We start from the raw sequence: 23,993 nt of genomic DNA, 5'->3' as shown, positions 1-23,993 counted from the left end.
CATCTTCTTACTCAGAGATCCGTGTGACACTGAAACCTTGCTGTTCGAGCTGGCTAATCAAACCATGTTGTTCGGGTAAATGTAGTGCGCCAACCGCGATGAAAGTTGCGTGCTCTAAAAGTAGTGGCTTGAGAGTCTTAATCCATTGGTTGTTTCGGTCTATAAGCATAACTTGTTCAGAGTATTGGCCGTACTTTGAGTCATCGAAGCTAAGGCGATAATACTTTGCTAGTTTATCCATATCTCCAGTTGTCCATGCTTCGACTAAATCTAAAAAGTAATACTCCACATCTTGTAGGTGCTCGAAAGTCTCAGAAAACATCTCATCACCTAACTGTTCTAGTGAGCTCAACATGGCGAGTTGTTGCTCCAGTGTTTCTAAGCTGATAACTTGCTTATTGGTTTTTTTTGAGTAAGCGAGCACTTGCTTATCAATGCCGTACTGTTCACTAAACCCCAGCTTCTGATATTCCAGTTGTAGCATTGACACCATCACCGCCCATGGACGATGTTGGTTAAATATAGCGATATCAATACCTAGGTTTGCGAAGTAGTTTTTAAGTGTCTGATAAGTTTTTTTACTGGTCTCAGAAGCGAGTGTTTTATCTGTTGGTAATTGCATAAAAGGAGCTGAACGCTTCTGAACTTGCCTAGGCGAAAGCTTGGTTAAATCTACCTCTACAACCACTTGTTTGCTGCTATCAATCGCTTGGGTTATGTATTGAGGCAACCCTTTCATTTTTGGTGTGCCGACATGCACGGTGCCTAGCAAATAAGAGCTAATATTATTTTTTTCAACTTTGAATAGAGCTGGAGCTACATGGCCTGGTGGGCTCAATAGTAGTGTGGCAAACAGCAATACACCGACACAGGTCCGAAAAAGTAAAATGCGCATAGCAGTCCTTAAATTATTTGAGTTTTACTATTTTAAGCACATAAGTGCCAACTCATGAAAAAAATCATGTGATTTTTTATGAAATTAGCTCTGTTGTAAAAGACGTATTAACAATTAACATTTGAATAATTGATTACGGAGGTGGATATTTTATTTCTCATATCGCTATTCACTGGTTTTATTTTTCTGTTTATTCGATTTTGCGTTTATATAAAGCATAATATTTATGGTTGACTTAGTGGCCCTTGCGGGTTACTAATAGAAAAAGGAACAGGGCTGGCGCGAAGTTGCGATGCCAGACGATAAAAATTTTATTTGGTGATACAAAGAATGCTAAAAACAGCACTTACTCTAGTCGTGATTATCAACGTGGTGATTATTATTACCGCGGGGGCGAGCTAGTGCTGTAAGAAAAGTATTAGTAAAACCCCCCGCACTGAAAAGTTCGGGGGGTTTTTTGTTTTTAGGGTAAAAATTTAGTTAACGAATGCAAGCAATGGGAATGGGGAAAACAATGACAGGCGCACAACTACTCATAGATTTATTAGCCAAACAAGGCATAAAAGAGGTATTCGGCTATCCAGGCGGTGCGATAATGCCTATTTATGACGCTTTGTACGGTGCGCCTGTAAAGCATTACTTGACTCGTCATGAACAAGGGGCTGGCTTTGCTGCGGTGGGATATGCGCGAAGTACGGGAAAGCTGGGGGTTTGTTTTGCCACATCCGGACCTGGGGCAACTAATCTTATCACCGCCCTAGCAGACGCAATGATGGATTCAGTGCCTGTTCTTGCAATCACAGGGCAAGTGCCAACGGCTGCCATCGGGTCTGATGCGTTTCAAGAGGTGGACGTTTTAGGTATGTCGTTATCATGTACTAAGCACAGCTACATGGTGGAACATGCAGATGACCTAGCTGAGGTACTACAAGAAGCTATGCACTTAGCTCAATCGGGTCGTCCAGGTCCGGTTTTGGTTGATATCCCTAAAGATATTCAACTGGCTCCTGTACCATTCCACCCTTGGCTTGCTTTAGATGAAGCGCAACCTAAAGTATCACCGGCTCAAGTTCAAAAAGCTCAAACGCTGTTAGCGCAAGCTAAACGCCCTGTTGCATACGTTGGTGGAGGTGTACAAAGTGCTGACGCCCAAGCTGAATTGATGCAGTTTTTAAACAAAACGCACATGCCAGCGGTCTCTACACTTAAAGCATTAGGGAGTGTGTTACCCGATTATGAATACGACCTAGGCATGTTAGGTATGCATGGTGGTCAGGCTGCTAACATTGCCGTACAAGAGTGTGATCTATTGGTATGTATAGGAGCTCGTTTTGATGACCGAGTGACTGGCAATCTAGCAAAATTCGCAGCCAAAGCAGATGTTATCCACTTAGATATCGACCCTGCGGAAGTGGGTAAACGCAAACCCGTGCAAGCTTCATTGATTGCCGATTTGAAACAGTCAATCCCACAGTTAAGCTGTTTCGTAACGGATAGTGAGTGGCTTGCGACAATCAAAGAGTTAAAACAAGTTCATGCTTGGCGTTACGATTACCCAGGTGAACGGGTATTCGCTCCATACTTATTACATCAACTTAGTCAAAAAATGCCTGACTCGGGTGTTGTGTGCTGTGATGTTGGCCAGCATCAGATGTGGGTTGCTCAGCACATGAAGTTTACCCATCCAAGTAATCACTTAAGCAGTGGTGGTGCTGGAACCATGGGATTTGGCTTACCCGCAGCTATAGGCGCACAAATTGCCCGTCCAAACGACATGGTGATCACCGTTTCCGGTGATGGTTCAATCATGATGAACATTCAAGAACTAGCGACAATACGTCGCAACAACCTACCAGTTAAAATTGTGATCTTGGATAACCAACGTCTAGGCATGGTACGTCAATGGCAGCAACTATTTTTTGAAGGTCGTTATAGCGAAACTGATTTGTCAGATAACCCTGATTTTGTCGCTTTGGCAGCGGTATTTGGTATACCGGGGCAAACTATCACTCATGCAAATGAGGTGGATGATGCGATTGATGCATTAATCGCGTCGCAGGGGCCGTATATATTACATGCCTGTATAGATGATAAAGAGAACGTATGGCCTCTGGTTCCACCAGGTGCTGCAAATGATGAAATGATGACGGAGAAAGCGTAATGAAACACCAGTTAACTGTTGCAGTAAAGAACCATGCCATCGCTGTAGAGCGCTTTTTACGAGTGGCGCGTCACCGAGGGTTTCGTTTGACCAAACTGGAACTTGAAAGCAAAGACGAGTTGTTTCATGTCAAAATGACGGTAGACAGTGATAAACCCATCTATCTATTAACTTCACAACTGAGTAAGCTTGTGGAAGTGCAGCAAGTCAATTTGCACACACTACAGCAACAGGCAATTTAAACAATTAACTAATTTTATAAAGAATCAGTACAAGGTATTACAAATGACAAAAACATCGGAATTGATTTGGCACAACGGAGAAATGATCCCGTATGAGCAAGCGACAACACATATATTAAGCCATGCTTTGCACTATGGTAGCTCAGTGTTTGAGGGGATCCGAGCCTATGATACGCCAAAGGGTCCAGCCATCTTCCGTTTGAAAGATCATATCAAGCGTCTTTATGACTCAGCAAAAATCTACCGCTTTGAGATCCCATTTAGCGAAGATGAGCTGATGCAGGCGTGCCGAGATGCGGTAAAAGCAAATGGTTTTACCAATGCTTATCTTAGACCGTTTGCGTTTTTAGGTAATGTCGGCTTGGGCGTTCACCCTAAGTCACATAAAGCGGATGTAAGTGTTGCTGCAATGGAGTGGGGTACATATCTAGGTGATGGAAGTTTAGAGCAAGGTGTAGATGCTTGTATTTCATCTTGGACGCGTTTGGCGCCTAACACTATGCCCACAGGTGCAAAAGCAGGTGGTAATTATCTATCTTCTCAATTGATCACCGCAGAAGCTAAACGTCATGGTTATGTTGAAGGTATTGCTCTAGATGTGAATGGTTATCTAAGTGAAGGTGCTGGTGAAAACCTGTTCGTTATTAAAAATGGCGTGCTTTTCACACCACCCACGACCGCATGTATTCTACCTGGCTTAACTCGTGACACTATTATTAAACTTGCTCAGTCGCGTGGTTATGAAGTGCGTGAAGAAGCGATAGCCAGAGAGGCTCTTTACTTGGCGGATGAATTCTTTATGACGGGAACAGCCGCTGAAGTTACGCCAGTGCGTAGTGTTGATCAAATTCAAATTGGTGATGGTAAACGAGGACCAATCACGAAAGAACTACAACAAGCGTATTTTGATTTAGTAAAAGGTCAAAGTGAAGACAGCTTTGGCTGGTTGGACTATATCAACGAGTAAAGAACTATCATGGCCACCAGAGGTGGCCTTATTTTAGGAATGAGGACAAGTCGATGTAATGATGAAATTGCATCGCAACGATTAAGGGTAAATATCATGGCAAAATTAAGAAGTAAGACGACCACAGAAGGCAGACAACGTGCTGGAGCAAGAGCTCTTTGGCGTGCAACGGGTATGACGGATAGCGACTTTGAAAAACCAATCATCGCGGTTGTGAACTCTTACACTCAGTTTGTGCCAGGACATGTACACCTTAATCAGCTGAGTGAATTGATGGCAGAAACCATTCGCGAAGCTGGTGGCGTGCCAAGAGAGTTCAACACCATAGCAATTGATGACGGCATCGCCATGGGCCATGGTGGCATGCTGTATTCATTACCATCTCGGGACTTAATCGCTGACTCGGTTGAGTATATGGTGAACGCCCATTGTGCCGATGCTATGGTCTGTATTTCCAATTGCGACAAAATAACACCAGGGATGTTACTGGCTGCATTACGTTTGAATATACCAGTGGTTTTTGTATCTGGCGGTCCTATGGAAGCGGGTAAAACCCGTTTGGCAGACATCGACATTAAATTAGACTTGGTTGATGCAATGGTTAAGGGGGCCGATCCAAGTGTGAGTGATGAGGACTCGGAGCAAGTTGAGCGTTCGGCTTGTCCTACTTGTGGGTCCTGTTCGGGTATGTTTACCGCTAACTCTATGAACTGCTTGTTAGAGGCTTTGGGTCTGGCATTGCCGGGCAACGGTACAACTTTGGCTACCCACAAAGATAGACAGCAACTTTATGAAGCAGCAGGTAAACGCATTTTAGCGCTGTGCGATGAATATTATCGCAAAGATAACGAAGCTGTATTACCCCGTAACATTGCAAATCAAGCTGCATTTATCAACGCTATGACGCTTGATATTGCAATGGGTGGCTCATCAAATACGGTCTTACATTTACTCGCTGCGGCACAAGAGGGCGGTGTTGATTTTGATATGGCTGATATTGACCGTTTATCTCGTAATACTCCGTTTTTGTGTAAGGTCGCCCCCGCTACACAGCAGTATCATATTGAAGATGTGCATCGTGCAGGTGGCATCATGGCACTACTTAATGAACTTGCCAAAGGGGAGCGATTGGATCTCAGTGTTGGTCACGTGGCTGGTGGCACATTGGCAGAGGTACTTAAACGTTGGGATGCAGCAGATCTTAAGAACGAAAAGGCGCAGACATTCTTCCGTGCAGGCCCTGCGGGAATTCGCACAACTAAGGCAATGAGCCAAGATTGTCGTTGGGATGAACTCGATCTAGACCGTGAAAATGGTTGCATTCGAAGTATTGAACATGCATTTCGTCAAGATGGTGGTCTTGCCGTGTTATCAGGTAACTTAACGCCAGATGGTTGTATAGTGAAAAGTGCAGGGGTAGTCGACGAGATGCTCAACTTTACGGGACCTGCAGTGGTGTTTGAGTCTCAGGATGACGCGGTTGAAGGCATTCTTAACGGTTTGGTGAAAAAGGGTGATGTTGTTGTGATCCGTTATGAAGGGCCAAAAGGAGGTCCTGGTATGCAAGAAATGCTTTACCCTACCAGCTATTTGAAGTCTATGGGGTTGGATAAAGATTGTGCCTTGCTGACGGATGGACGCTTTTCGGGGGGAACCTCTGGTTTATCAATTGGCCACGCATCACCTGAAGCTGCAAGTGGTGGCGCGTTAGCACTGGTTGAAAATGGTGACTTAATTCAAATAGATATTCCGAATAGAGGTATTCATTTGTTGCTTGATGATGAACAAATGACACAGCGCCGAGCAAAGCAAGAGGCGCGTGGGAAGGATGCATATAAACCACTAGATAGACAACGTGTTGTGACACCTGCATTGAAAGCTTATGCACTACTTGCAACCAGCGCTGACAAAGGAGCCGTACGCGACCTTGCGAAGTTAGAGGAGTTGAGCTAGCAATGGTATCTCAAGAACTTGATTACTTTCGTGCCATAATTCAAGCAGATATGGCTCCATTGGCCAAAGTTACTGATGTAAGCGAAATGCATACGTTGTCGGAGCGATTAGGACAAAGAGTTTGGCTTAAACGGGAAGACCAGCAGCCAGTGTATTCTTTTAAGCTGCGTGGGGCGTATAATAAACTGCGACAGTTACCGAAAAACAGTTTGGTTATCACCGCATCAGCAGGTAATCATGCTCAAGGGGTGGCGTTAAGTGCCGCCCATCTCGGACACCGCGCGGTGATAGTGATGCCCGTGACCACCCCAGAGATCAAAGTCAGCTCGGTGCGTAATTTGGGGGGTGAAGTGGTATTGCATGGACATAATTTTGATGCTGCCAAGGCGCATGCTTTTGAGCTTACAGAGCAAATGAACGCAGTGTTTGTCCCACCGTTTGACGACAAAGATGTGATTATCGGGCAAGGCACTGTGGCTCGAGAGTTGATGCAACAACTCAATGAGCTGGATGCGGTATTTATTCCTGTTGGCGGTGGTGGTTTACTCGCTGGCATGGCGGTGTATATCAAATCATTACGTCCAGATATTCAAATTATTGGTGTTGAGGCTCAAGAAAGTGCCTGTTTACAAGCTGCTTTAGAAGCTGGGGAGCCGGTGGAGCTCGCTCAGGTTGGCGGTTTTGCTGATGGTGTCGCTGTAAAGATCATCGGTTCAGAGACTTTTCGGCTCGCGCAAAAGTTTTGTGATCAGGTTGTCACGGTCAGCGCCGATGAAATTTGTGCCGCTGTTCAGGATATATTTGTGGAAACACGAGCCATAGCTGAACCTTCTGGAGCATTGTCGCTAGCAGGTTTAAAAAAGTGGAGCCAACAAGGTAAACGAGCTGGTCTTAATTTAGCTGCAGTTTTGTCGGGAGCAAACCTAAACTTTGATAGATTGCGCTATATCGCCGAGCGAACAGCGCTGGGAGCGAAGAACGAAGCATTATTTGGCGTCACAATTCCTGAAGAAAAAGGTAGCTTCAAGCGTTTTTGCCAGTCTCTAGGTGGCCGTGCCATTACAGAGTTTAATTATCGCTACGCGGGAGAACATGAGGCGCAAATATTTGTGGGGGTTGGTTTAAGAGGTGGTCAGGTTGAGCTGGATGAGGTTAAAACACAGCTTTATAAAAATGGCTACACTTTTGAAGACTTTTCGGATAATGAACTGGCAAAGTTGCATTTGCGTTATATGGTCGGTGGTAAACCGCCCATAGCGATTCAAGAGCGTTTATTACGTTTTGAATTCCCTGAGTATCCGGGGGCATTAGCGCGATTTTTAGATACTTTAGGTAGTGACTGGAATATTACGCTGTTTCATTATCGCAACCATGGTGCCGCGGAGGGGAATGTGTTGGCAGCTTTTGACATTCCAGCGAGTGACTATGCAAAATTTGACAGTCATTTAGCACAGTTGGGCTATCACTATAGCGAAGAAACGAATAATCCATGTTTTGCACAATATTTGCAGCTACCGAGCGAGGCTAGACGCCAAGCGAGTTAGTTGCATTTATGGCTTGTTTTTCTATAGTTATGATTAGATTTTAATCATGTAAAGAGATTCAAGGATGATAAGGCGTGTTATTACCAGTGCATTGTGGCTAACCAGTCTTTTATTTGGCTGTATTAGCCACGCGCAAGAACACGTTGTGTTACAACTCAAGTGGATACACCAATTTCAGTTTGCGGGCTATTACATGGCCAAGGAGAAAGGTTTTTATGAGCAAGCAGGTTTAGACGTTACTATTTTACCCGCAGATCCAAATAACCCGGATACGCAATTCAAAGTACTCGCAGGCCAAGCTCATTTTGGTATTACTCACTCAGGCATTTTACAGGCGCGTATGCAGGGCAAGCCGTTGGTGGCATTAGCTGCGGTGTTACAGTCTTCGCCATATTGTTGGATGGTAAAGGAAAATTCCAATATATACACACCCGCTGATTTTACCAATAAACGGATCAGCTATTTGGGCAAGGCTGAAAATGCCGAACTGATCATTATGCTACAACAAGCGGGGATCAATGTTGCTCAGCTTCCTTTGTATTCAGGGTTGTACCCACTGCGTGATTTTCAAAATGGTTTGTTTGATGCGCTTCAGGTATACGTCACGAATGAGCCTTTCCTGATGCGTCAAGCTGGTATAGCCACAAGGCAGATTTGCCCTAAGCAATATGGTATCAACGTATACAGTGATATTTTATTTACCAGTGAAAATGTCATTGAACAAAAACCACAAATGGTCGAAAAGTTCCGTCAAGCGAGCCTTAAAGGTTGGCGTTATGCAATGCTTAACATGAATGAGAGCATTGATGTGATCCGCAGTAAGTACAATCCAGACAAGACCAAGACGCAATTAGCATATGAAGCAGATGCGATGAGGCCCTTTATTGCCCAAGCAGGGATACCGATAGGGAGTATGTCGGAGATCCGGTGGCAGTGGATTGCACAGTTATACAATTATGAACCACATAAATATCAACATGAGTTAGATAAGTTTGTTTATCACCCTAAAGTGAATGAAGAACCCTACCCTTGGTCTTGGATGTTGATTGCAGCCTCGCTTCTAACCGTACTATGCATTCCGCTTTATTTGCACCTTATCTTTTCAAGGCAACAACAATACCGTATTTTACAGGCCACACAAGAGAGGAAAAAAGAGGTAGAATAGCGTTTTTAGTTTATGTGTTGTTCTTAGCCAATCATGTCGTTATTACACCGATTTAATCATCTAGATACTTTGTTATGTCAAACAAGTAGTTACTGGCAGCTGATAGCTTTTGAGGCGCGGACTTTACCATGGGATGGGGCACTCAATGAATGGCTAATGGCGCTCAGTGATGAGCAAGTTACGTATTTAGACAATCATCCGCAACAATTACATCAGGCGTTGCGCTCTTTTATCCCTCAATTGGCTGAACTTGAGCCTTTATTGCAATTGCCTCATGAAAAACGCGAACGACATCCTCTGCCATTTTGGCTAAGTAACGGCATTAAGGGGCGTAAGCTACTTCAGTTACAAGATTTTGTCAGTCATATTGATGAGCGACAGTATCCGATATTGGAATGGTGCGCGGGTAAGGGGCATTTGGGTCGTATGTTGGCTTACGATGGCGCGCCTCACGTACATAGCATTGAACTTCAGGCGTCTTTGTGTGAGCAAGGCCAACACAGTGCTCATCAGCAAAATTTGTCAATGTCATTTAGTTGTGCTGATGTATTACGAGACGATACTTTTGAGTTTTTTAAAGAGCAACAACATGCCGTAGCGCTTCATGCCTGTGGAAGGTTGCATCAAGTGTTTATGCAGCAAGCCGTCAAAGCCGGCTGCGAAAAAATTAGCTTATCACCGTGTTGCTATCATTTATTTACAGATAATATGTATCAGGCGATGAGCGATGCTGGGCAGCAAAGTAATTTAAGATTAACGCACAGTGACATGAAGTTGGCTTTACAAGAAACCGTCACAGCCCCAGAGCGTATCGCAAAAGTCCGTAAGAAAGAGGTAACTTGGCGTTTGGGATTCGATGCTCTGCGCCGTGATATTACTGGAGTCAGCCACTATGTCAGCGTACCTTCAGTAAACAAAGCTATTTTCTCGGGAGAATTTTCGCACTTTTGCTTGTGGGCGGCCGAGCAAAAAGGCATCACTTTGCCACAGCAATGCGACTACGAAGCTTATCTCGTACAAGGACAACAGCGTAAGAAGATGACGGATCGGATAGAGCTCGTGCGACATGCTTTTAGACGTGCTATTGAGATCTGGTTGGTCCTCGATAGGGCTTTATATTTACACGCATCTGGGTATGATGTCAGTCTTTATGAATTTTGTGATAAACAGCTAACGCCTAGGAATATTTTGATCCAAGCGATGGCCAAAATAGAGGAAAGGACATGTGCTCGCTAGATCACTTATTAGAAAATAATCAACAGTGGGCCAACCGTACTCAACAGCGTGACCCCGATTTCTTCAAAAAACTATCTAGGCAGCAAAACCCAGATTATCTATGGATAGGTTGTTCAGACTCTCGTGTGCCAGCCAACGAAATAGTCGATTTGATGCCGGGTGAACTGTTCGTGCACCGCAATGTGGCTAATGTGGTCGTACATACAGATCATAACTGTCTATCAGTGATGCAGTATGCGGTTGAAGTGCTCAAAGTCGAGCATATAATGGTCGTGGGCCATTATGGCTGTGGTGGTGTACAGGCGGTGTTGGATGAAGCGCGTTTTGGCTTAATTGATAATTGGCTGCGGCATGTCGCGGATGTGAAAGAAAAGCATCAAGCTTTGTTATCGGCAGTAGAAATATCACGGCGATGTGCAGCTTTATGCGAATTGAATGTGATCGATCAGGTACGTAATGTGTGTTTAACCAACGTGGTACAGGATGCTTGGACTAGAGGGCAACAGTTGACCATACATGGTTGGGTTTACGGATTAGAAGACGGTCTATTGCATGAAGTTCAAGAGCAGACATCACAACCTGAGCATATTAATGCAGGATATGCCCAGGCGGTGGAACAGGTGGCTAAGCGCTATTTATAAGTGCTTACTCATCGGCGCTGTCTGAGTTGGTCATCTTAGCTTCTAGCTGTGCCACCTTGGCTTCCAGTTCAGCTAATTTTTCGCGGGTGCGGATCAGCACCTTACTTTGAATATCAAACTCTTCACGGCTAACAAAATCCATTTCGGCTAATTTATTTTGAATAGCTTGTTTGGTTTTGGCCTCAAAAGTATCGGCTAAGTTCTTCACGCCTTGTGGCATGTTGCTTGAAATTTGCTTTGCGATCTCTTCAATTTTTGCTGGGTTAATCATTTCAGATCCCTTCTCCAAAATATGCTAGTACTCATCTTAGCAAATGCTTTGCCAAGCGCCTAGGCGCACCGAGCGCTTTACGGTAAAATATCGCTTCGGTAGCACAACTCATAGTCTGGCAATGAAACTCAATCCAAAACAAGACGAAGCGGTAAAATACATCAGTGGTCCTTGCTTAGTACTGGCGGGGGCCGGCTCTGGGAAAACGCGTGTTATTACCAATAAAATTGCTTACCTAGTACAGAAATGTGAGTATCAGGCGAAAAATATCGCGGCGGTGACGTTTACTAACAAAGCTGCTAAAGAAATGCGCGAACGAGTCTCGCAAACCTTGGGCAAACAAGAATCAAAGGGCTTATGGGTATCGACTTTTCATACTTTGGGTCTTGAGATCATAAAAAAAGAACTGAAAACTCTCGGTTATAAAGCAAATTTTTCTTTGTTGGATGATCAGGATACCAATCAGCTACTAAGTGAACTTACAGAAAAAGAATTAGAAAAAGATAAAGACTTGCTGAATTTGCTAAAGATGCAAATTGGTAACTGGAAGAATGAGCTGATTTTGCCACAGCGAGCGATAGCCGAAGCGAGAGAGCCTCAGAAGGCTTTATTTGCTCAGTTATATGCTCGTTATCAAACCCAGTTACGTGCTTATAATGCTTTTGACTTTGATGATTTGATCATGGTGCCAACCTTGTTGTTGTCACAGTCTGCTGAGGTTCGAGAGCGCTGGCAGGCACGTTTTCGCTATTTATTGGTGGATGAGTATCAAGATACCAATACCAGTCAGTACCAGTTGGTCAAACTATTAGTTGGTGAGCGAGCAAGATTTACCGTGGTGGGTGATGATGACCAATCTATTTATTCATGGCGTGGAGCGAAACCACAAAACTTAGTATTGCTATCCAAAGATTTTCCTGGCTTGAGGCTAATCAAACTTGAGCAAAACTATCGCAGTTTTAAGCGGATCTTAAAGGCCGCGAATATTCTTATTGCTAACAATCCACATGAGTTTGATAAGCAACTTTTTAGTGAGTTGGAAAATGGTGACCCCATCAGAGTTATTGCAACGCGTGATGAAGAGCATGAGGCCGAACGCGTCGTGGCGGAAATCATTTCCCATAAATTTATGAAGCGTACTAGTTACCGAGATTATGCCATTTTATATCGTGGTAACCATCAGGCCAGAGTGTTTGAAAAGTCGCTTATGAGTAACCGTATTCCTTACAAAATAAGTGGTGGTATGTCATTTTTCTCACGTAGCGAGATCAAAGATATCATGGCTTATCTGCGTTTGTTGGTAAATCAAGATGACGATAATGCCTTCTTGCGTATTGTAAATACACCGCGCCGTGAAATTGGCCCTGTGACCCTCGAAAAACTCGGAAGTCTGGCGAACGAAAAGCATATTAGTTTGTTTGAAGCATGCTTTGATCCGCAGTTGGCAGAACGTTTGGCTGGACGCGGGCTCAATGCGCTGATGGGGTTTGCACGTTGGATAGTGGAGCTATCTGATAGAGCTGTACGCGGGGATACATTGGAAGCGGTGAAAGATATGGTACGTGAAACCAATTACGAAGCTTATCTTTACGAGTCTTCTCCCAGTGCAAAAGCTGCTGAAATGCGGATGAAAAATGTCTCCGAGTTATACCGTTGGATAACCGATATGCTTACTGGAGATAGCGATAACCCAGCTATGACGCTCGCTGAAGTCGTTAGCAAGCTCACGCTTAGAGATATGCTGGAACGTAACGAAGAAGAAGATGACTCTGATGCGGTCCAATTGCTGACATTGCACGCTTCTAAGGGATTGGAATACCCCCATGTATTTATGGTTGGTATGGAAGAAGGATTCTTACCACATCAAACGAGTATTGACGAAGATAATGTAGAAGAAGAACGTCGTCTCGCTTACGTGGGGATAACACGGGCTCAGCAAACATTAACGCTGACACATGCAAAAAACCGCCGTCAATTTGGTGAGGTTGCAACGCCTGAAATAAGTCGTTTTGTACAAGAACTGCCACAAGACGACCTTAGTTACGAAGGACAAAAGAAAACAGTGGCATCACAAGCGGAACGTATGGAGAAAGGACAAGCTAGAGTCGCCAATCTCAGAGCTATGTTAAAACGATAGGACTTGAGGTTTGTGAGATAGCCGTGCTGACAGAAGGCTCTTCGAGCAAGTTAACGCTATGCTGTTTACCAAAAAACAACTCAATACCGTGGCTTTCTAATAAGCCTCGGAAGTTTAGAATCGCGGGACCTTTGGCGATCACCTGCGTTTGTTTTAGTTTAGTTACAGCCAATATGCCTTGCAATTGAAGGTCATAGCAGCTTTGTTGCAAGACGCGTTTACTGAACGTAGAGCTCAATAAGAGATACTTAAAGTCATGCTGGGTCAGCATCGCTAGATCACAACGGTCTTTTGCGAAGTCGTTTAAGCCAACGAGCTCTCCCATATCGCTGAGTGTTTTCAGATTCTCTAGTTGTTGGCTAGATGCATGTCGCAGCGAAGTTTCATCAAACAGTAAGCACATCTGATGTTTGGCGCTTTTCAACAATTGGCACAGTGGATTAAAAGCTTGATTATCAAGCACTGCTATCGAACAGGCGAACAATAGATCCTGAGATTGTGTATTGCCAATGTGGATCACCTGCTTAAGCAATTGTAATTCGATTTCTAGCTGTTCGGTTTTCTCTGCTGCGAACTTTTTCAAGATGTCGAAACTGGTGCTGCCTAATACTGGGTGCTCGCCAAACGCATCAAGCAGACTAATTGCATTTACTTCGTCTGCCATTGAAATCACTTCGGTGCGTCTAAAATGAGTAGGCAATGCACTTAAATGGTGATGTTCAATATGCTTATTAGCTGCAGAGCCCGCAGTGAGTAAAGGATGGTAGAATTCATAGCGGCCACGACCTGCATTCTTTGCATAGTACATTGCAGCATCTGCATCACGAATGATTTCATCAATGTTGCTATAGCGTTTATTACTGTAAGTGATACCAATACTTGCACCACTTTGTACACAAGTTCCTTTCATACAGAATGGTTGTTGCATCACCCTGATAATTCGTTTAGCCACATCTTCGGCCTGTTGTTTGTCACTGAGGTGATCAAGCAGAATGACAAATTCATCACCTGCAAGACGAGCAAGCAAATCGTGATCTCTAATACAGTCGGCAAACGCCTTACTTACCCAAATCAAAAACTGATCACCGGCTTGGTGGCCAAGTTCATCGTTAATGGATTTAAATTTGTCTAGGTCAATAAAGAGGACTGCAAAGTGGTGCTCAGGGTGACGTTGGAACTTATGCAGTGTTTTTTCTAATTGGGTAAGAAATAGACTACGATTGGGTAAACTCGTCAACGGGTCATGATGTGCGTCATGATATAGCTGTTGCTCTATTTTTTTACGTTCTTCAATTTGCATTTGCAGATGCAAATTAGTTTGTTGTAATGCTTTAGTTTTCTCTGCAACACGATGTTCAAGTTCTTGGTGACTGCTTTTAAGTGCTTGATTCGCCAAGTGAGTTTGCAATACAGAAGCGATCTGGTTGGATACGAAAGAGATCAGTTCAACATCGTCGTAATCAAACTCATATTTGTGCTCATACGCCTGACAAGCGATCAGCCCTATAACACCATTGGCAGTTTTTAATGGTGCTCCCATCCAGCTAGTCGCCAGTTGAATTTTATTATACTCTTTTGAGCGTTGCACAGTGCCTTCGGCAATTAGCGCTTTTGCCCTGATGGTATCAATGAGTTGGCTTTGCTCTGTTCTGATCACCAGCTCACTGTAGCCTTTGGCAAAAGGCCGAGGTTTATACTGTGTGACCTCATCAACACTATATGGGAAACTCAGCCAACCAGCATGTTTGTCATATAAAGCGATGTATAAGTTATCGGCGAAGGTAATCGAGCGGATGATGTCATGAACTTGCTTATAAACATCGTCTATGTCACTAAATTGGGTTGCTAGTTCAGATATTTTGAACAGTATTTGTTGACGCTCTAGCGCACGTTTACGATGCTCAATTTCTTTGTTGAGAGCTTCGTTGCTTTGCATCAGCGCTCTGGTGCGTATTTTAACCTCAGATTCAAGCAGCTCGCGCTTTTTAACACGTTCAATAGCGGTTGCCAGATACAGAGACATCACCTCAAGCAGCTCGATTTGTTGCTCGCTGTAGCTTTGTTTTGCCTGATAGCTTTGCGACACCATAACACCAATAATATTACTGTCGCGATATATGGGGACACCAACCCAGTGTTCGGCTTGGCTACCCAGAGCTTTAAACACCCCTTTTCTGGTTTGCTCAATCATGCTCTCTTTGGTCAGGTAAACGGTTTCTCCGGTGCGAAATACGTAACCAGTCACACCTTCAGAAAAATGGCTATCTTCATGCAGCGGTACGGCAATGCCATCTTTTTCATCGACAAAGTAAGAAAGCTCAAGTGTTTGTGTATATTGATTTTGAAGCACCACGTAGAAACTACGGCTAGGAAGGTATTTGACTAAAATGTCATGTATAGCTGGATAAAGTAGGGTCAGTTCCGCAACTGTACTGGCCCGTTCTGAAAGTAAAATCAGAGCGTGCTGTAAGTGATTGTTCTGTTTATACTTTTTCAACAAAAATCTCAATCGCTTATTATTGCGTTCGAGTTTGCGAAGTACAGGTGAGGGATCTTCCAATGATTTAACCCATAGTTATTATTATGTGTTCAATTATTATCCGTATATTTTCACTTTTATCGGCGAGGGTCAAGTTCAATATGGGTGACTTTGGTTGAGGTTTTTTGAACTTACATAGCAATATCGAAGGAGATCGGGCGATCTCCTTCTTTTTATTGACATTATTTAGCTGTCATAAATTCAATTGCTGCAGCAATCTCATCATCAGAACAGTCCATACACGTACCACGAGGTGGCATTGCGTTGAAACCGTTGATTGCATGATCCAGAAGTACGTCCGCACCTTTTGTTAGGCGAGGAGCCCAATCGTCAGCTGTTTTTGGTGCGCCTAACGCGCCAGTTCCGTGACAGGCAAAACAGGCAGCCTGATATACTTGCTCGCCAGAACGAGGTCCGCTTGGTGCCGCTTCAGCGGCGCTCTCTGCACCAGCCAAATATACGCTGCCAACAGGTGCGATACGTTTCTGAATTGCTTCTTCAGTTAAAGCATTGTCATAAGGCTGCGCTATTGCGGCCGTTGATAGCAATAATAATGCTGCAGAAAGTTTTTTCATTTGTCTTGCTCACTTCATTTGGACGTGATCAATCACGATAAGATGACGGAATTTCTAGCGATTATAACGCCACCAACCAATTTATAAAACTAAACTTGTGTATATTAGAAGAAAAATGCCCAATTTATTGCTTTAGCGCAAATATTGGCAATAGCTTCATCACTTAGAGTATGTCGAAAAGTGCTTTGAGCGCTTTTTGGATGCCACTTGATGCTTGTGTAATTGAGCCTGCCAGCATGTAGGCTGGGGTACTGATAACCTTTTGCTGCTCGTCAACTACGACATCATCAACACCGCAAGTAACATGTTTGGCGCCTAACTGTTCCGTGGCTGTGGCTGTTTCTTCATCGTTGCCTATGGTTGCGAGTGTGCCTTGAGGATGAATGTGGCCGATCAGAGCAGGTGCAATACATAAATAAGCTATAGGCTTATGTTGCTGTGCAAATGACTGACAACATTGCTTAAGTGACTCAAGAATCGTAGATTGAGCACCTTCAAATGCAAAACTACTGAGGTTTTTGGCAACACCAAAACCGCCCGGTATCACCAAAGCGTCAAAATTACTGACGTTTAAAGATGACAAATCTTTAATATCTCCCCGTGCAATACGTGCAGCTTCTTCTAAAACATTGCGCTGTTGTGCGTGTTCTTCACCAGTCAAGTGATTGATAACATGGTATTGTTGAATATTTGGTGCAAAGCATTCATAGCTTGCCCCAAATTGTTCTATATGCAACATAGTTAACACAGACTCGTGTATTTCTGCGCCATCATATACGCCACAGCCACTTAAAATAATTGCGATTTTTTTCATATGTGTTCCCTCTAAATGTAAGATCTTACAGGCTTATGCTTAATTGTAATTAACAGCGAAGAAAAATATTATAAAGGATCTTATTTGATCTTTGATCAATTATGTTAGTATACCCGTCCGCTAACAAAATAGAGCTTGATTTTTAAACAACTTGTTCTAATCTTTGTGGGCACCAAAATGTTTTTCCACATTTTAGGCATAAATAATAATAAAAAAAGAGTTTGCTTTTCTCTTTAATATCAAAAACTTACATTAGACGGTAAATGTTTTCGAACTTTCTTGCTGCGATTTTCTGTGGTTATCTACAAAGTTATCCACAGTTTGTTAGAGTTCAAACTAATTATCTTGTTAGTTTTTATCCCTCGTTTTATCTGTGTCCTTATGGCATTCTTATGCTGTTTTTTAAAAGCTCATTTAGGATCCCCTTTATTATGTCTTTGATCCCTGAAAATCCTTTGATCTTGGTTGATGGTTCTTCGTATCTTTTTAGGGCGTATCATGCGCCTCCGCATCTTACTAACTCAAAAGGAGAAGCAACAGGTGCTATTTATGGCGTGATCAACATGCTCAAGAGCTTGTTAAAACAGTACCAGCCAAGTCACATGGTGGTAGTGTTTGATGCCAAAGGGCCTACATTTAGAAATGAAATGTACAGTGAGTATAAAGCTCACCGTCCTCCAATGCCCGATGATCTGAGGTCTCAGATCAAACCGATCCACGATATTATCGAAGCGATGGGATTACCTCTTGTCAGTATTGCTGGTGTAGAAGCTGATGACGTCATTGGTACATTCGCGCGTATAGCTGCCGAACAAAAACGTCATGTGTTGATCAGCACTGGCGATAAAGATATGGCGCAGTTGGTCAATGAGCATGTCACCCTTATTAATACCATGACCAACACGGTTTTAGACCCACAAGGCGTGGTAGAGAAATTTGGCATAGGTCCAGAGCTTATCATTGATTACTTAGCGTTAATGGGTGACAAAGTTGATAATATTCCAGGTGTGCCTGGGGTTGGAGAAAAAACAGCATTAGCCATGTTGCAGGGTCTTGGGTCAATTGAATCTCTGTATCAACGTCTAGATGAAATCGCTGCTCTTGGCTTTCGTGGTTCTAAAACCATGGCTAAAAAGCTTGAAGAGCATAAAGAACAGTTGGAGCTATCTTATGAGCTAGCCACCATCAAACTTGATGTAGAGGTTGAGCAAGATCTGGAACAGTTCGCAATTGCGCCTGTGAATAAAGATAAATTGATCGAGTTGTATGCGCAATGCGAATTCAAGCGCTGGTTAAGTGAGCTGCTAGACGACGCCAGTTCTGCAAGAACGTCAGATATTACCGACATCGAAGCATCGGGCAGCGCGCCTATGGCTCAGCAGCCAGAGGCAAACTACGAGACCATTTTAACTGAGCAGCAGTTAGAACGATGGTTGGACAAACTGCAATCGGCACCTTTGATGGCTTTCGATACTGAAACGACCAGCCTTGATTATATGCAAGCGGACCTCGTTGGAATGAGCTTTGCGGTCTCACCAGGGGAAGCTGCCTACTTACCCATAGCACACGATTATGTTGGCGCACCTGAGCAACTTTCAAAAGCAATAGTATTTGAAAAACTAGGCGCTATTTTAGCTGACGATAAAATCAAAAAAGTTGGGCAAAACCTAAAGTATGACAAGAGTGTTTTGGCCAGAGCTGGCTTAGAGCTTAACGGTATCGCTTTTGATACTATGCTGGAGTCTTATGTTTTTAATAGTGTGGCAACACGCCATGATATGGACTCTTTGGCGCTTAAATACTTGGGTCATAAAAATATCAGTTTTGAGGACATAGCAGGTAAAGGCAAGTCTCAGCTGACGTTTAATCAAATAGAGTTGGAAAAAGCGGCACCATATGCTGCGGAAGATGCTGATATTACCTTGCGCTTACATGCGCACTTATGGCCATTACTGAAGCAGCAAGAAAAGCTGCAGCAGGTGTTTGTCGATATCGAGTTACCACTATTATCTGTGCTGTCTGAGATTGAGCGTACAGGCGTGAAAATCGATTCATCAATGCTGGCAAAGCAAAGTGTTCAACTGAGTGAGCGTTTAGCAGAAATAGAAAAGGAAGCTTTTGAATTGGCAGGTGAAGAGTTTAATCTAAGCTCGCCAAAACAGCTTCAGGTAATTTTGTTTGAAAAACAGGGGTTGCCGGTCGTTAAGAAGACGCCAAAAGGTGCGCCTTCCACTGCTGAAGAAGTGTTACAAGAGCTGGCTCATGATTACCCATTACCTAAGTTAATTATTGAACATAGAGGATTAGCCAAGCTTAAATCCACTTATACCGATAAGTTACCAAAACTAGTTAACCCTGACACGGGTAGGGTTCATACCTCATACCATCAAGCGGTAACGGCGACAGGTCGTTTGAGCTCTAGTGACCCTAACTTGCAAAACATTCCTATCCGTAACGAAGCTGGACGTCGTATCCGTCAGGCTTTTATTGCCGATAAAGGCAAGCAGATTTTAGCGGCGGATTATAGCCAGATAGAATTACGTATCATGGCACACTTATCTCAAGATAAAGGGTTGCTTAGTGCTTTTGCACAGGGTAAAGATGTACACAGCGCAACTGCCTCAGAGGTCTTTTCGGTGCCATTGGAAGAAGTGTCCTCAGATATGCGTCGTAAAGCAAAAGCAGTGAACTTTGGACTGATATATGGAATGAGTGCATTTGGTTTATCTCGTCAGTTAGATATTCCGCGTCATGAAGCACAGCATTACATGGATAAATATTTTGAGCGTTTCCCTGGAGTGTTGGAGTACATGGAGCGCACGCGTGAAGAAGCAGCTGAACGAGGCTACGTAGAGACATTGTTTGGTCGTCGCTTACATCTACCAGATATTAAAGCTCGCAATGGCGCACGTCGAAAAGCTGCTGAACGTGCCGCGATTAACGCGCCAATGCAAGGTACAGCGGCAGATATTATCAAAAAGGCGATGCTAACAGTCGGTGAGTGGCTACATACTCAATCTCGTGAAGATATCAAACTACTTATGCAGGTTCACGATGAACTTGTATTTGAAGTCGCGGAAGATAAAGTCGCTGAATTTAGCGATAAAATCTGTGAGCTGATGAGTGCAGCTGCGACTTTGGATGTGCCCTTATTGGTGGAAGCGGACCATGGTGAAAACTGGGAGCAAGCTCACTAATGTGACAGTTTAAATATGCTTTTACCTAGATAATAAAAATTAATATATTCATAAAGGGGCGCGGAGCGCCCTTTTTTATTGGTAGTATTGGTAAAGAAAGCGTAAATGGGGACAACGAGATGTTTATAAAATATCAAATTGGCCCAATTTTTGCCTCTGGACGTTTATTTCTGTATGAGGTTTTGTTACAGTGCGCGCGTCCTCATCCTGTAGGACATCCTGTTGATGATGTATCTCTCGCAAGAGGATACAACGTATTGATAGCTTCTCCCCAGATTGCTATAACGGCTCACTAAATTTGGTGAGCCGTGTTTTTCTTTTCATTCATGTATCATTGAGTATTGCGTGTTAATATTAGGATTCTTTATTATGTAAAAAGGATCTCGTCATGCTTAAGTCTGTATTACTCTGTGCTAGCTTGCTTTCAACTCAAGCGTTTGCTGCTTGGCAGTTAGATAATAGCCAAAGTGATTTAAGTATCACTTCTATAAAAAAGAATACGATTGCTGAAAACCATCATTTTAAGAAGCTAGAAGGCACATTGTCAGATGATGGCAAATTAGTGTTTTCAATCGATCTCAAAACTATTGAAACCATGATCCCTATTCGTAATCAGCGTATGCAAGAGATGCTGTTTGATATTAGTAACTTTCCAAAAGCGAACATCACCGCTGATCTAAGCAAATATTTAGACTCGCTACAAAATGGTGTTCAGGTCATCAAGTCAGTACCCGTTGAATTGTCATTACACGGCCAACAACAAACACTAACGCTGGATTTGGTGGTTAATAAGAATAACCAGCAATTACACGTAACACCACTTCGCACAATACTGATTAATGCAAACGATTATAATATGTTGGCAGGAATTGAAGCACTCAGAAAAGTTGCGGGCTTGGACAGTATTGCTACAGCAGTACCAGTAACCTTTAGTTTGGTATTTAATGAGCAAGCTAACTGAGTTAATTACTGAGCTTGTTACGCCACATGCTCCGACTGAAAAATGGACGGGGCAAGCTTGTGGCATGATTGATATGCGTATTGATCAGCAAGGCCGTTGGTTTCACCAAGGTGGTGAAATAAAGCGATTGGGACTGCTTAAGTTGTTTGCCAGTGTGCTCAGCTGTGAGCGAGGGACCCACTGGTTAACGACACCTGCAGAGCGCTGTGAAGTGGCGGTCGAAGATGTCGCCTTCTTAGTCACCAGTTGGTACAGTCACAAATTAGATGATATGGATGTATTGATAGCAGTTGATAACTTGGGAAGAAAGTGGCCAATTTGCCAGTTTTATCCGCTAGTACTGCGTTGTTTTGAACAACAACAACTCCCCTATTTATGTTTAAGTAATGGTTTGCAGGCGAGAGTGGCGAGAAATGTATATTATCAGTGGGCGCAAATTGCTGAGCAGGACAAACAGGGCGTTTATCTGCGCTCAGCAGGCATAAATTATTATCTAAATGAATAGCACTCTAGGCTATTCATTATTTTCTGTGTGCTCTTCGCCTTGTTCGTCGGGCTTAACAAATGGCCCCAAATACCAATCATCAAGTTTCCATGCTAATTCATTCAAGCCTATACCTTTTAAAGACGAAAACGCGTGGACGGTAATATCAGCATCTAAGTCCGCCAATGCTTTACGTACTTGTAGGACTTCAGCTTTACGTTTGCCTTGTTTAAGTTTATCTGCCTTGGTAAGCAACGCCAAAATAGGGATCTCGCTGTCAACTGCCCAGTGGATCAGATCCATATCCAAGTCTTTGAGTGGATGACGAATATCCATTAGGACTACCAGTCCTTTTAAGCTTTTGCGCTTTTGCAGATATTCTCCTAACGAACGTTGCCATTTCTTTTTCATTTCGATTGGTACTTTGGCAAAGCCATAACCTGGAAGGTCAATCAAGCGCTTTTCTTCGTCTAATTCAAAGGTATTAATTAGCTGTGTGCGGCCTGGCGTTTTACTGGTACGCGCCAGTTTTTGATCTGTTAGGGCATTTAGAGCGCTCGATTTTCCTGCGTTGGAGCGACCCGCAAATGCGACCTCTATACCCGCATCGGCAGGCAACTTAGAAATATCTGGGGCACTGGTAATAAAACTAGCAGTATGGTATTTAATCCGAGATTTGAGCACTGGCTCTCCTAACAATAAAACAAAATGGCTAAAACAAGCGTAGTTTATAACACTTAGCGGCGTTGCAAAAGCAGCCATTATTGACTCAGGGTGCTTTTAAATCCGTTTTTGAGTACGATTAGAACTTAATCTAGGTCAAAACCCCATAATTTATAAGCTTAATGTGGGCAGAAAACGTGCCAGAAAAATTTATATCGTGTAGAATGTAAAAATTGCAACGTAAAGATAAAGATTGTCTACTCAAGTTACGCTGAAAAGCATGTCACCGTGTCTTGGGACTAAATATTACAGGGTCGAAACAGAGAATTTACCATGAAAAAAATAGCATTAACTTTAACAATGTTGCTTGGTACGTTGTCAGCAAGCAACGCAACAGCATTTGATGGCGACGCAGAAGCGGGTAAAGCAAAGTCTGCAACTTGTGCAGCATGTCACGGCCCAGATGGCAATGCACCTGTAACCATGTATCCGAAAATTGCAGGTCAGCACGCTGACTACATTTATAAGCAGCTTCAAGAATTTAAGCTTGGCATGACATCTGGCGGCAGCGAAGGTCGTATGGATCCAGTCATGAGTGGTATGGCGATGCCTCTTTCTGATGAAGATATGAAAGATTTGGCGGCTTATTTTGCTTCTTTAAATATGAGTGCAGGTACAACTCCTGAAGATGTGGTTGAAGCTGGAGAAAAATTGTACAAAGCTGGTGATGCTGAGCGCGGTATTCCGTCATGTGCGGCGTGTCATGGACCTCGTGGTAACGGTACATCGTTAGCCAAATTCCCTAAAATATCTTTCCAACATCCTGAGTACATAAAATCTCAGTTAGTGAAGTTCCGAGATGGAACACGCGCAAATGACCTAAATGGTATGATGCAGGATATTGCGAAAAAGCTGACAGACAAAGACATTGAAATTCTTTCAAAGTACTTGGGTGGCTTACACTAAAGTCTGATAGGCAGTTTATACACTAGCGTATAAACTAAGCAAATCGTGCAAAAAGGCAGCGTTCGCTGCCTTTTTTGATCTATGTAAACAATTACGATATCAACCCAAATTCATGTGAGACATTTGCCATCCCTATTTGTGAGATATTTCCTATTTTGTTTTTTATTTGATATGTAAGTATTTGTAATTTTTAAATTTACACTTTTTTAATCAAACACAATATCGGAAATTTACTATTAACCAGTTGTAACTATTTCATTAAGGCGTAGATTATCTGATGTCGCCAAGGCAATAAAACAATACGGATTAAGCGCGATGGAAGCGTAGGTGACAAGTTTAGTACTAAGACTGGTACTCATAATTATGGAAATAACAATAAAGTGTCAGGATTGACCGATAATAATAAAAGCCCCATGGAAGTTTAATAATAAAAACAATATGGAAAGGCTCAGGGAAGTAACAATAAAAACAAAATGGAAGACAGCATAATAAAAATAATAAAGACTTAAAAGTCGAAGGGAGAAGTGTCCAGTTTTTTGTGACGCTCAGATTAGTAGGCGGTAGGGAGCAATCTCTACCGTC

At 43.1% G+C, this 23,993-nt stretch carries 19 protein-coding genes; 13 read left to right on the top strand and 6 right to left on the bottom strand.

The genetic code is table 11. The features are described from left to right. Positions 1-7 precede the first annotated feature (7 nt). Positions 8-895 carry a TraB/GumN family protein gene (locus tag BIW53_RS07470; protein ID WP_070991228.1) on the bottom strand — a complete coding sequence of 296 codons (888 nt, stop codon included), beginning with the start codon at positions 893-895 and terminating at the stop codon, positions 8-10. Positions 896-1,409: 514 nt separating this feature from the next. On the opposite strand from BIW53_RS07470, the gene ilvG reads away from it, so the two are divergent. The 8 genes from ilvG (at position 1,410) to can (ending at position 10,804) form a co-directional block, all read left to right on the top strand. Beyond that, positions 1,410-3,056, top strand: a complete 1,647-nt coding sequence (gene ilvG / locus BIW53_RS07465) for an acetolactate synthase 2 catalytic subunit (RefSeq protein WP_070991227.1) — start codon at positions 1,410-1,412, stop codon at positions 3,054-3,056. Beyond that, positions 3,056-3,298, top strand: a complete 243-nt coding sequence (gene ilvM, locus BIW53_RS07460; RefSeq protein WP_070991226.1) for an acetolactate synthase 2 small subunit — start codon at positions 3,056-3,058, stop codon at positions 3,296-3,298. The genes ilvG and ilvM overlap by 1 nt, the downstream gene beginning before the upstream one ends. A 43-nt stretch (positions 3,299-3,341) precedes the next feature. After that, the gene (locus BIW53_RS07455) at positions 3,342-4,265 is read left to right on the top strand and encodes a branched-chain amino acid transaminase (RefSeq protein ID WP_070991225.1); all 924 of its coding nucleotides are present in this window, start codon (positions 3,342-3,344) and stop codon (positions 4,263-4,265) included. A 96-nt stretch (positions 4,266-4,361) separates the two neighbouring features. Then, positions 4,362-6,218 (top strand): dihydroxy-acid dehydratase, encoded by a 1,857-nt coding sequence (gene ilvD / locus BIW53_RS07450; protein ID WP_070991266.1) that lies wholly within the window; start codon positions 4,362-4,364, stop codon positions 6,216-6,218. A gap of 2 nt (positions 6,219-6,220) precedes the next feature. Next, positions 6,221-7,762 carry a threonine ammonia-lyase, biosynthetic gene (ilvA, locus tag BIW53_RS07445; protein ID WP_070991224.1) on the top strand — a complete coding sequence of 514 codons (1,542 nt, stop codon included), beginning with the start codon at positions 6,221-6,223 and terminating at the stop codon, positions 7,760-7,762. Positions 7,763-7,826: 64 nt separating this feature from the next. Then, a complete protein-coding gene (locus BIW53_RS07440) occupies positions 7,827-8,927 on the top strand; it encodes an ABC transporter substrate-binding protein (protein ID WP_084228094.1) in 1,101 nt (366 codons plus the stop codon). A 33-nt stretch (positions 8,928-8,960) separates the two neighbouring features. Continuing rightward, positions 8,961-10,163: a methyltransferase gene (locus BIW53_RS07435; protein WP_070991223.1), complete on the top strand. Its 1,203-nt coding sequence runs from the start codon at positions 8,961-8,963 to the stop codon at positions 10,161-10,163. Continuing rightward, positions 10,151-10,804: a carbonate dehydratase gene (can, locus tag BIW53_RS07430; RefSeq protein WP_070991222.1), complete on the top strand. Its 654-nt coding sequence runs from the start codon at positions 10,151-10,153 to the stop codon at positions 10,802-10,804. The genes BIW53_RS07435 and can overlap by 13 nt, the downstream gene beginning before the upstream one ends. A 4-nt stretch (positions 10,805-10,808) precedes the next feature. On the opposite strand, the gene ubiK is transcribed toward can, so the two are convergent. Further along, positions 10,809-11,075 (bottom strand): ubiquinone biosynthesis accessory factor UbiK, encoded by a 267-nt coding sequence (gene ubiK / locus BIW53_RS07425; protein ID WP_070991221.1) that lies wholly within the window; start codon positions 11,073-11,075, stop codon positions 10,809-10,811. A gap of 121 nt (positions 11,076-11,196) precedes the next feature. Here ubiK and rep point away from each other — a divergent pair, with 121 nt between their 5' ends. Then, positions 11,197-13,212, top strand: coding sequence for a DNA helicase Rep (rep, locus tag BIW53_RS07420; RefSeq protein WP_070991264.1), 2,016 nt, complete (start codon positions 11,197-11,199; stop codon positions 13,210-13,212). On the opposite strand, the gene BIW53_RS07415 is transcribed toward rep, so the two are convergent. The 3 genes from BIW53_RS07415 to elbB form a co-directional block, all read right to left on the bottom strand. Continuing rightward, entirely contained in the window at positions 13,196-15,772 is a 2,577-nt protein-coding gene (locus tag BIW53_RS07415; RefSeq protein WP_070991220.1) for a sensor domain-containing diguanylate cyclase, read from the bottom strand. The genes rep and BIW53_RS07415 overlap by 17 nt on opposite strands. A gap of 161 nt (positions 15,773-15,933) precedes the next feature. Further along, entirely contained in the window at positions 15,934-16,326 is a 393-nt protein-coding gene (locus tag BIW53_RS07410) for a c-type cytochrome (RefSeq protein WP_070991219.1), read from the bottom strand. 163 nt (positions 16,327-16,489) lie between these two features. After that, positions 16,490-17,140 (bottom strand): isoprenoid biosynthesis glyoxalase ElbB, encoded by a 651-nt coding sequence (gene elbB / locus BIW53_RS07405; protein WP_070991218.1) that lies wholly within the window; start codon positions 17,138-17,140, stop codon positions 16,490-16,492. Positions 17,141-17,571: 431 nt separating this feature from the next. Here elbB and polA point away from each other — a divergent pair, with 431 nt between their 5' ends. The 3 genes from polA (at position 17,572) to BIW53_RS07390 (ending at position 21,803) form a co-directional block, all read left to right on the top strand. Further along, positions 17,572-20,337, top strand: a complete 2,766-nt coding sequence (gene polA, locus BIW53_RS07400) for a DNA polymerase I (protein ID WP_070991217.1) — start codon at positions 17,572-17,574, stop codon at positions 20,335-20,337. Positions 20,338-20,725: 388 nt separating this feature from the next. Then, positions 20,726-21,298: a YceI family protein gene (locus BIW53_RS07395; protein WP_070991216.1), complete on the top strand. Its 573-nt coding sequence runs from the start codon at positions 20,726-20,728 to the stop codon at positions 21,296-21,298. Beyond that, entirely contained in the window at positions 21,282-21,803 is a 522-nt protein-coding gene (locus BIW53_RS07390) for a DUF1285 domain-containing protein (RefSeq protein WP_070991215.1), read from the top strand. Before BIW53_RS07395 ends, BIW53_RS07390 begins: the two co-directional genes overlap by 17 nt. Before the next feature lie 9 nt (positions 21,804-21,812). Here BIW53_RS07390 and yihA read toward each other — a convergent pair whose 3' ends face one another. After that, the gene (yihA, locus tag BIW53_RS07385; RefSeq protein WP_070991263.1) at positions 21,813-22,466 is read right to left on the bottom strand and encodes a ribosome biogenesis GTP-binding protein YihA/YsxC; all 654 of its coding nucleotides are present in this window, start codon (positions 22,464-22,466) and stop codon (positions 21,813-21,815) included. Positions 22,467-22,778: 312 nt separating this feature from the next. Between yihA and BIW53_RS07380 the strand changes: the two genes are divergently transcribed. After that, entirely contained in the window at positions 22,779-23,411 is a 633-nt protein-coding gene (locus BIW53_RS07380; RefSeq protein WP_070991214.1) for a c-type cytochrome, read from the top strand. The last annotated feature ends 582 nt before the right edge of the window (positions 23,412-23,993 follow it).

The sequence above is a fragment of the Pseudoalteromonas byunsanensis genome, assembly GCF_001854475.1.
Classification (GTDB): domain Bacteria; phylum Pseudomonadota; class Gammaproteobacteria; order Enterobacterales; family Alteromonadaceae; genus Pseudoalteromonas; species Pseudoalteromonas byunsanensis.
Note: the sequence above shows the minus strand (reverse complement) of the source record. Positions and strands in the feature narration are given on the sequence as shown.